This window comes from Sulfurimonas sp. (assembly GCF_032250635.1).
GTDB lineage: Bacteria > Campylobacterota > Campylobacteria > Campylobacterales > Sulfurimonadaceae > Sulfurimonas.
This window is the reverse complement of sequence record NZ_JAVVFL010000158.1, coordinates 1-5,196: the sequence shown is the minus strand read 5'-3', so window position 1 is coordinate 5,196 and position 5,196 is coordinate 1. Positions and strand designations below refer to the sequence as shown.

7 protein-coding genes are annotated in these 5,196 nt (G+C 37.4%); 5 read left to right on the top strand and 2 right to left on the bottom strand.

The features are described from left to right. On the bottom strand, window positions 1-1,807 hold a 1,807-nt coding region (locus RQ763_RS09290; RefSeq protein ID WP_314152565.1), incomplete at its 3' end, for an ATP-binding protein. A 131-nt stretch (window positions 1,808-1,938) separates the two neighbouring features. On the opposite strand from RQ763_RS09290, the gene RQ763_RS09285 reads away from it, so the two are divergent. The 5 genes from RQ763_RS09285 (at window position 1,939) to RQ763_RS09265 (ending at window position 4,992) form a co-directional block, all read left to right on the top strand. Beyond that, window positions 1,939-3,132: an amidohydrolase family protein gene (locus tag RQ763_RS09285; RefSeq protein WP_314152564.1), complete on the top strand. Its 1,194-nt coding sequence runs from the start codon at window positions 1,939-1,941 to the stop codon at window positions 3,130-3,132. Window positions 3,133-3,189: 57 nt separating this feature from the next. Further along, window positions 3,190-3,498 (top strand): hypothetical protein, encoded by a 309-nt coding sequence (locus RQ763_RS09280; RefSeq protein ID WP_314152562.1) that lies wholly within the window; start codon window positions 3,190-3,192, stop codon window positions 3,496-3,498. Window positions 3,499-3,551: 53 nt separating this feature from the next. Continuing rightward, window positions 3,552-4,325, top strand: coding sequence for a HupE/UreJ family protein (locus tag RQ763_RS09275; protein ID WP_314152561.1), 774 nt, complete (start codon window positions 3,552-3,554; stop codon window positions 4,323-4,325). A gap of 12 nt (window positions 4,326-4,337) precedes the next feature. Then, window positions 4,338-4,694: a DUF6488 family protein gene (locus tag RQ763_RS09270; protein WP_314152559.1), complete on the top strand. Its 357-nt coding sequence runs from the start codon at window positions 4,338-4,340 to the stop codon at window positions 4,692-4,694. A gap of 61 nt (window positions 4,695-4,755) precedes the next feature. Then, window positions 4,756-4,992, top strand: coding sequence for a YdcH family protein (locus RQ763_RS09265; RefSeq protein WP_294928880.1), 237 nt, complete (start codon window positions 4,756-4,758; stop codon window positions 4,990-4,992). 36 nt (window positions 4,993-5,028) lie between these two features. On the opposite strand, the gene RQ763_RS09260 is transcribed toward RQ763_RS09265, so the two are convergent. Continuing rightward, the coding region (locus RQ763_RS09260; protein WP_314152566.1) for a tRNA-guanine transglycosylase at window positions 5,029-5,196 on the bottom strand (168 nt) is incomplete at its 5' end.

Here is a 5,196-nt window from a genome sequence, read left to right as displayed (position 1 = left end):
TTTGTTTTATGGATTCTGTCTCTTGGAGTTCAATTTCAAAAATGAAAGAGCTTCCGACTTTCTCTTTGCTCTGAACCCAAATCATACCGCCCATCAGCTCTACAAGCTGTTTTGAGATTGCAAGACCAAGACCTGTTCCTCCATATTTTCTCGTAGTGCTACTATCTGCTTGCGAAAAAAGTTTAAATAGCTTTTGTTGTTCGGTTTGACTTAAACCGATGCCTGTGTCTTTGATTTCAAATTTAATTTTTGAATCATCTGTTTTTGTAATTATTATATATATATTTCCGTTTTTATCGGTAAATTTAATGGCATTACTTAAAAGATTGGTTAATACCTGGGAAATTCTTAGGCTGTCCCCATAAAAATAATCCTTTAGACTATTTTCGTATTTTAGGTTAATTTTTATATTTTTATCTTCAACTATATATTTCATAGACTCTACAATGTAGCTAACGGTTCTTTTAAGATTAAACTCTACATTTTCTATCTTCATCTTCCCCGCTTCAATCTTTGAGAAATCCAAAATATCGTTTATTATGCCTAGAAGCGATTTTGCAGACTCATCTATCTTAAGAAGATAGTTTTTCTGCTTCTCATCAAGGTTGCTCTTTAGAAGCAGGTGGCTTATCCCTATGATGCCGTTCATTGGAGTTCTTATCTCATGCGACATATTGGCCAAAAACTGTGACTTTGCCTTGGTCGCGTTTTGTGCTATCGTCTTCTCCCCCTCCAGCTCTTTTGTTCGCTCTTTGACTATGTTTTCAAGGTTCATACGCTGTTTGATATTGAAGTAGGCGACTGTAAGCAGAATCAAAAATCCAAAAAATGCCATGGCGTTTACCATTAAATATTCGTTTGTCATATCGTGAAGATATTCGCTTTTTGTGTATGAGACAAGATACGCCATCGTCTTTTGATTTTCAATATTTTTAATAGGCAAAAAAGATATGATGAATGAGTCCCTCAAGTGATGCGAGTATAGAGAAAATGAGTTGTTGCGACTTATGTTTTTTGCTATCTCATCTTTTAGGCTTTTATCTAAGAGGAGGTTTTTTTGAAAACTTCTTTTTTCCTTTGCGTTTGTGGTTAGGGAGAGAAAATCTTCATGTTCCAGGCTCGGCGTATAGTTTGAGTTAAAATCATCGTAGTACTCTACAGTACCGAAAATTGATTTTTTGACTATAAAATCGGTATGCGTGCTATGAAGATTGAGCATGGCATCTTGCATGCTTTGAGGAGAGAAAGAGATTTCGGCAACTCCCAAATAGAGACTGTTATAAAAAAGAGGAAAAACATTTCTAAAAGCGTGTGTGCCTTTTCCTCCCTCAAAGCCGCCTATAGGCTCTTTTGTCTTGTTTGTATATACAATAGAGTAGCGTACCAAGGAGAGGTCATCGCCGTAGATATCCCTTTTATGCACTCTTAAAAATGAACTGTTATCTTCAAAAGCAAAATGAACAATGTTTACGCCTATCTCTTTTAGGTTGTTAAAGTGCGGAAGCAGCTCAAAGTAGAGCATTGAACGAAACATGTCTCGCTTATCTTCATTTTTTGTGTTTTTGGCATTGTAAAATATCTCTAAAATCCTATTGCTGTTAAAAACCTCTTGATTTATGATTTTTGAGATAACGCTGTATCTGTCTGTTGTAACTTTGTAGTTGTGCGCCAACTTGCTAACCTCTTGATTTAAGAGAAGCTCAAGACGTCTATTTTTATCGTTTGTAGTAACTATATAGACTGAAGAGTAGAGGGATACAAAGAGAACGATGATGAAAAATTTAATTGAACCTAAAGAGAATCCCAACTAGCCCGCCTTCTTTTTTCAAATATTCGTGTCAATTAGTATAACCTAAATTGATTAAAAGGTTATAAAATTAATCTTATTTATAAGGCAGAATCGACTACAATTTCCTCACTAGAATAAAGGTTGAGTAGATGGTAGTAAAAAATGCGATACTTTGCGATATACACGGTGAGAGAGTAACAGACCTCCGCATAGAAGACGGCGTAGTAACCGAGATAGCAGAGGGACTCTCATGTAGCGAGACTCTAGATGCAAGCGGTTTTTACTTTATGCCTCTTTTGGTAGATACAAACGTAAGAGTACAGGACTCCTCTTTAAATGCAAAAAACATAAAAGCACTCTCGGATGAAGCGCTTCAAGCAGGGATAGGGCATGTAGTGCTAAATCCGGACTCTGCTCCCGCAATAGATAACGAGATAGTTTTAGAGTTTGCACAAAACGGGCTGCATGAGCTAAGAGGTGCAAAAGTTGACTTAATGTTAAATACGCTTAAAGAGGATAACACTCTTAGTAATATTGCCATTTTGCTAAAGCGCGGAGCCGTTGCACCGTATATGAGCACCATCGCTAAAAATGATGTTGCCATTAAGATTGCACAGTATTGCCAGATGTACGGGGTTACGCTCTTTTGTAAAGCAGAGGACAACTCGCTAATATCTAGCGGCGTAATGCTAGAGGGTGATGTCAGCTCCAAGTTTGGGCTTGCGGGCATACCTGACTTGAGCGAAGTTCTGCATGTCTCGCGTATGATAGAGATAGCAAGACACTTTAAAATCAAAATACTTTTTAAGTCAATTGCTTCGCCTCGTTCAATCTACCTTATAAACAAAGCAAAGCAGGATGGCGTAGATGTCACATGCGAGGTCTCTATCCATCATCTTAGCAACTCCGATGAGGCATGTAAAAACTTCAACACCACGGCAAAGCTAAATCCGCCGTTATCTTCAAAAGATGATCTTATGCTGCTGCAAGATGCTCTCAAAGCTGGACAGATAGACATTCTCACTACTCTGCATCAGCCAAGCTCTCCCCTAAACAAAGAGGTTGCTTTTTATGATGCTGCTTATGGATGTGAAGGGCTCAAAAATGCCATGAGCATCTACTACACAAAACTTGTAAAGAGCGGCATTATATCTATGCAAGAACTTGTAAGGCTCTGCGTGAAAAATCCATCAAAGGCGATAGGAGAGAGTGCAGGGGAGATAAAGGTTGGCAAGAGAGCAAATGCAATGTTGTTTAATCCAAAAAGTGTCTCTGTTATGGAAGATAAACTCTCTTTGTATTGCGGCGAAGAACTTTATGGCGAAGTAAAAACTATCTTCTAGTATATTAATATTTGACTGATATAATCGCAGCATCTATTTAACGAAAAAGGAAGCGTGATGAAACGACATATGATTATTAGTTTTATTATTCTTTCAATTTTCGGTGCCAATCTGTTCGCAACAACTGATGTTTTGCCAAAAGGCAATTCTCATAGTAATTTTTGTTCTCTGCATGAACACCAGCACACCCATAATAGATTAAAACATACACATAGCCATAACCATAAAGTCAATCATGTTGATTTTTATATGGCAGATAGTATTCAAATAGAAGCATTCTCTTATACACAAGAAGATAATTTTTACTTTACTAAGCAATATAATTATTCTATATCCAAAGAACTGTTTCGTCCTCCTATCGTATAGTTTTTCTCAACTATTATCATTTTAAATACATACAATTTTTCAAAAGGAGATCTATGAAAACATTTTTAATTTTAAGTGCATTGCTTCTGCTTAATACCATAGCTTTCGCGCATGGTATTTCAGCTGCAGATAAACATGCAATGCTTGATGGGGGGAACCTCAAATATATTTGGCTTGGTGCCACACATATGCTTAGCGGGTATGACCATCTTCTATTTTTGTTTGGCGTGGTTTTTTTCCTGAACACGCTCAAAGATATTGTTAAATTCGTCTCCGTATTTACATTGGGACACAGTATCACGTTGATTCTGGCAACTTTCGTGGGAGTTAACGCTAACTACTATTTGATCGACGCCGTAATAGCAATCAGCGTTATCTATAAAGCATTTGACAACAATAAAGGCTTCCAAAACTACCTGCATGTAAAGTCTCCAAATCTCTTATGGGTTGTATTTCTATTTGGGCTTATCCACGGTTTTGGACTCTCAACGCGTCTGCAGCAGCTTCCTCTTGGTGAAGATAAAATCGATATGTTACTGAGAATTGTTTCATTCAATATCGGTGTTGAGTTTGGACAAATCATTGCCCTGATTCCAATGCTTTTCATTCTAATGCTTTGGCGCAAAAAAGAGTCATTTATGCAGCACAGCAAGGTTGCCAACCATCTTCTTATGTTTGCAGGTTTCATGCTGTTGCTTATGCAGTTGCATGGCTATTTGCACACTGCAAACGAAGAGGAGTTCGGCTTTAACAAAGACGCTCATACGCATATTCATCTTGATATGAAGGCAGAAGAGTCAAAACAATACAGACACGGTTCATTATAAAAGGAGAACAAAATGAAAAAAATTATTGCAAAGGTTGCGGTTGCGACTATTTTAACACTCGGAGTAAATCCATTGTATGCAGGTGCAGGGCATGACCACGGTCACAGTCACTCCACGGTGAAAATCAATGAGGCAAAAGCAAAAGAGATAGCCATAAGAGTGGTTAAAAACTATACACTTGATGGAAAGCTTGATAAGAGCTGGAAGAATGTCCCAATTGACACCATTAAAAAGCAAACTTATCAATCAGCGCCTGAATGGGCAGTTACTTTTAAAAATCAAAAAGAGCCAAATCCGAAACAGAAAAATCTCTATATTTTTGTAAATCAATACGGTGAAATGATTGGTGCTAATTTTACAGGTCAGTAGCCAATTGAAAAGATTTTTAACTGACAATGTGGTAGAATTCCAAAAAAATTAAGGAAACAAGATGCTACATGAATACAGAGATATTATTACACACATGAAAGAGACAGGCGCTGAGAATGCCCACTTTTTAAGAATTTTCAATAAGCATAATGAGCTTGACGACAAGATTGTTAAAGCTGAAAAGAGTGAAGTTATACTAACCGACAAAGAGTTAGAGACTCTTAAAAAAGAGAAGCTGCTGTTAAAAGATGAGGCGTATGCTATTCTTATGAAATATAAAAATGAGCACAATCTCTAAGACTGCCAGGGCTTTTTAAGCCTTGCAGTGACGCTTTTACCGACCTCTTTTTGCGTAAAACTCCGTTTTAAATTCACTAAATCTATCCGCCAAAATAGCCTCTCGTGCCTCTCTCATAAGGTTGAGGTAGTAGTGAAGGTTATGAATAGTTCCAAGTCTGAAGTATGTTATCTCACGAGCACGGAAGAGATGGTTGAGGTAAGC